This is a genomic window from Neisseria sp. P0022.S010, assembly GCF_051956635.1.
The window spans coordinates 1-1,775 of record NZ_JBQCXF010000583.1 but is presented as its reverse complement, the minus strand read 5'-3'; the positions used below and the strand labels follow the sequence as shown (position 1 = coordinate 1,775).

Below are 1,775 nucleotides of genomic sequence, written 5' to 3'. Positions count from 1 at the left end.
CGCAACTTTCCAATATTATTTTGTAAAACCACTTGAAAAACAGGGAAATGGTTTAATATTAGGCAAACACACTCCGCCGAAATCTCGGCAAAGACAAACCTCTCTCAGGAAAAACAATGAAAAAACTGATTGCCTTAGCCGCCCTTTCCACTTTTGCCCTCGCTGCCTGCAAAGACAATACCCAAGCGCAGCTTGAACAGCAACAAAAACAAATCGAAGCATTGCAACAACAGTTGGCACAACAAAACGGCCAACAAGAAGACAATACGGTTTACCAGCTCACGCCCGAAGCCGTGAAAGACACCATTCCTGCCGAAGCACAAGCCAACGGCAACAACGGCCAACCGGTAACCGGTACAGACGGCCAACAATACATCTACGACCAATCCACCGGCAGCTGGCTGCTGCAAAGCTTGGTGGGTGCGGCAGCCGGTGCATTTATCGGCAACGCATTGGCCAACAAATTCACACAGGCACGCAATCAAAACAGCCCGATTGCCCGTCAAGCCCGTGCCAACTATTATCAAACCGCACGTCCAAACAGACGCACCAGCCAACAGCTGAATACGCGCACCCTGCGCGCCCAACAGCAAAATGCGCAACAACAAAACGCTCAACAGCAACAGCGTTACCGCGAAACCGCGCGCCAGCCTTCCAACTACCGCCGACCAAGCATGGGTCGGGGCTTTGGCCGCCGTCGCTGATTCGGTTTATATTCCATCTTTGATATAAACGCTCCCAATATAAAAGGCCGTCTGAAAATCAGATTTTCAGACGGCCTTTAGTTTTCTCTATTTTCTCATTGCAGACTTGTGGGTCTGTCTGTATGCGTTATGCCCAAAAGTCTCGCGGAGCGTCCAATACGGGTTTGACGATACCTGTACGGATGGCAAAATCTCCAAAACCTTCCTCATCCAAACGGTTTCAAGACCAATCTGCCACCCAGCCTTCGACAATTTCAAGGATTTCAGGTTCGGTAATGTTTTCTTTAAACAGGCGCGGAATGCGGGGGCCTTCGCAGTTGCCGCCTGCGTAAAAGTTGTAGCGGCCGATGGCTTTGCCGACCAAACCTATTTCCGCCAGCATGACGCGGCCGCAACCGTTGGGGCAACCGGTTACGCGCAAAACGATTATTCGTCTTCCAAGCCTGTCCTTCGGTTGATATATAAAAAGGCCGTCTGAACTTTGCTTTCAGACGGCCTTGATATTGAACAGGACAAACCGATTAGGCTTGTTTGTTCCAACGTTCGATAGATTCTTTGATGACTTGTTTCGCTTCTTCTACATCGCCCCAAGATTCAACTTTAGTGGTACCTGCTTTTTTCAGGTCTTTGTAGTGGTTGAAGTGGAACTCGATTTGTTTGATCAGTTGTTGCGGCAAATCGGCTAAAGTTTTGTAGGCATTGCCGTTGTTTCGGTCGTCGGCCGGAACGCAGACGATTTTGTCGTCCACTTCGCCGTCGTCAACGAATTTCATCACGCCGATAACGCGTGCTTCCAGAAAAATACCGGTTACCAAAGGCTGCTCGGTCACCAGCAATACGTCCAATTCGTCGCCGTCTTCGTCCAAAGTTTGCGGAATGAAGCCGTAGTTGGTCGGTTTGGCGAAAATTGCCGGTTCAACGCGGTCGAGTTGGAACGCGGCTAATTTGCGGTTCCATTCGATTTTGTGGTTGCTGCCCGCAGGGATTTCGTTGACAACGTTGATGATGCCGCCGTCCACGTCGCCCGGGGTCAGGATTTTGTTGAAGTCTGCCATGATGGTTTCCTTTGAT

At 50.0% G+C, this 1,775-nt stretch carries 2 protein-coding genes and 1 pseudogene; 1 reads left to right on the top strand and 2 read right to left on the bottom strand.

The features are described 5' to 3' along the window. Nucleotides 1–116 precede the first annotated feature (116 nt). Nucleotides 117–704 (top strand): hypothetical protein, encoded by a 588-nt coding sequence (locus ACTHUT_RS19650; protein WP_250600229.1) that lies wholly within the window; start codon nucleotides 117–119, stop codon nucleotides 702–704. 127 nt (nucleotides 705–831) lie between these two features. Here the strand turns inward: ACTHUT_RS19650 and ACTHUT_RS19645 are convergent. Both ACTHUT_RS19645 and ACTHUT_RS19640 read right to left on the bottom strand, forming a co-directional pair. Continuing rightward, a pseudogene (locus ACTHUT_RS19645) lies at nucleotides 832–1,131 on the bottom strand (sulfite reductase subunit beta); the annotation flags it as partial. Between the two features lie 94 nt (nucleotides 1,132–1,225). After that, nucleotides 1,226–1,759, bottom strand: a complete 534-nt coding sequence (locus ACTHUT_RS19640) for an inorganic diphosphatase (protein WP_137040631.1) — start codon at nucleotides 1,757–1,759, stop codon at nucleotides 1,226–1,228. Nucleotides 1,760–1,775: the final 16 nt, after the last annotated feature.

Coding starts and splice junctions, on each gene's coding strand:
- ACTHUT_RS19640 (WP_137040631.1), bottom strand. CDS start 1,759: ATGGCAGACTTCAACAAAATCCTGACCCCGGGCGACGTGGACGGCGGC.
- ACTHUT_RS19650 (WP_250600229.1), top strand. CDS start 117: ATGAAAAAACTGATTGCCTTAGCCGCCCTTTCCACTTTTGCCCTCGCT.